This window comes from Thiorhodococcus minor, from assembly GCF_010820565.1.
Lineage (GTDB): Bacteria > Pseudomonadota > Gammaproteobacteria > Chromatiales > Chromatiaceae > Thiorhodococcus > Thiorhodococcus minor.
In genome coordinates this window covers 1-2,058 of the sequence record NZ_JAAIJQ010000223.1, presented here as the reverse complement: position 1 = coordinate 2,058, position 2,058 = coordinate 1, and the positions used below count along the sequence as shown (strand labels likewise).

1 protein-coding gene is annotated in these 2,058 nt (G+C 66.9%); it reads right to left on the bottom strand.

What is annotated here, in order from left to right:
• Positions 1 to 1,658: hypothetical protein (locus tag G3446_RS27795; RefSeq protein ID WP_209262651.1), on the bottom strand; the 1,658-nt coding region annotated here is incomplete at its 3' end.
• Between the last annotated feature and the right edge of the window lie 400 nt (positions 1,659 to 2,058).

Here is a 2,058-nt window from a genome sequence, read left to right as displayed (position 1 = left end):
CCTCCATGTCTACCCCCCGAGGTCGAACGCAAAGCTGGCGTGTACGAACGAGGGGCGAGATGTGGGTAACGATATGGGATGAGTGCGCGTCGTCGCTTCGCCAGCAGCGAGTCGCCGAGATGCGCCTTGATCCAGTGATCGACATCGACGGTGCGCACGCGCTCGAGGGCGTCGCGGATCAGCGCCGGCGTCCACTCGGTGAGCAAGGCGGGAATGGTCAGCACCAGCTTGCCGATCTCTTTGAGTGGTCCGCGCTCGGTGAAGTGCTTGTAGCGCCCGAAGACCGATTCGATGATGTCGGAGGAGGCCAGCCAGGCCTGCCCGGGCGGGACCTTGGCGACCTCCTGCTCGACGCACGCGAGCAGGCGGTCGGTGAAGGCGCGCGCGCGGGGTGTGAGGCGCGCGCGTGCGGGCTGCTCGGCCTGCAAGGTGGTGAGGGCCTGAGCGCCGAGCCCCTGGGTCTTGAGCACGGACTGAATGCGCTGGGACTGGCGCATCATCTCGGCATAGACGTGCAGCGCTTCACGGTACTCCAGCAGCCAGGCAAAGCCCTCGAGAAAGCGCTCTCGCCCGCCGTCGGCCTGGCTCCAGAAGGCGTCACCCAGCGTCTCCAGGGGGAGGTCACTGTGGGCTTGCAGCGCCTCACAGAAGGCCGCCTTCTCGGCATAGCGGCGCCCGATCAGGGGGCGCAGCGGCGCGACGCGCGCGGCGCCGAAGCGCGCGCGCAAGTGCTTCCAGGCCGGGTAGCTGAGCACGCAGGGCCGAGCGATGGCACTGAAGTCGCCACGATCGTGATAGGCCAGCAGCCGCTCGGCCCACTCGACGTGCGCGGCGAAATGCATATAGCGCGCCTTGGTGCGCTGACGTGGAGGCAGCAGGAAGGCCAGATCGGTTTGCTGGAAGACACTCAAGGTCGCGCTGCAGTGTTCCAGGAAGGCGCTCCAGCGCGCGTCGGCGCTCAGCTCGGCCTTGAGCAGGGTGGCGATGCGATGGGAGATGTCGTACGTCTCGATACACTGCGGCGCGTGCGCCTGCTGAAACCGTGCGATGCCGGCGCTCAGGTCGCTACCATGATCGGCAACGATCTGCACCGGCGGGCCGGTGCGCGCGCTCGTCTGGGCGAGGGCCGCCGCCACCGCGGCGCCGTTGCTGCGGGTCATGACCTCCACGGCCAGCACCGTCATGGCCGCGTGGGTAGGGCTGTCGCCGTGCTCGGCCAAGGCGCTCACGGGGATCCCGAGGATCACCAGGCATTTGGCCTCGCCCAGCGACACCGTATGATCGATGACGTAGATCCAGTCCTCGCGCCGCTCGGGCGGGCGCTGCAACAGCGCCAAGCCGCCGCGATAGACCCAGTTGAGCACGGTGCTCGGTCTCGGTGCGGCCATGGCGTGCCAAGGGGCGAACAGCTCGAGCACGCGCGCCACGCCGCGGATTCCCAAGCCAGCGTGCAGATACAGCTGCAGCGTCCACTGAATCATCACGGCCGGATCGGTATGCCGCGCCGGGGGCAACAGCGCCTGGCGCTCGAGCCGCTCCGCGCTCGGCGCCGCATCACCCTCGGGCCTGTCTTCGCCGCTCGCGCCCGCATTCGCCTCGGCGCCCAGCGCGCGCTCCTTCCAATAGCGGCGGCTCTTCTCCAGATCCCGGATCTTCACCTGGGCCGCACGCAGACGCTCTTGCTTCTCCCGCGCCCTGGCCTTCCAGGCATCGCGCGAGTGTTTTGAACAACCGGGCCAGACGGCTGGCCGAGCTCTTGAAATCCTCCATCGCTCCTCCCGCTGTCGCGACCGGCGCCCGACGCGCCATCTCGGTGAGTGTGCCGCGCTGCCCGTAGCCGTGTCGAGCATCGCCCGAGAGGCTCAGCGGACGCAGACCGACGGTTCGGCTCGCCGACGCGGTTATTGCGTGAGCAAAGCAGTCGGATTTTGGATCAGATCGAACTCCCTAGTCTCGGATTCGCGGCGCATGTTGAGTCGGCATATACTTCATATAGGCACAAGATCACATTTCTTGAATGCCTGAAAATTCAACGTGAGCAATGAATCGAGTTCTTTC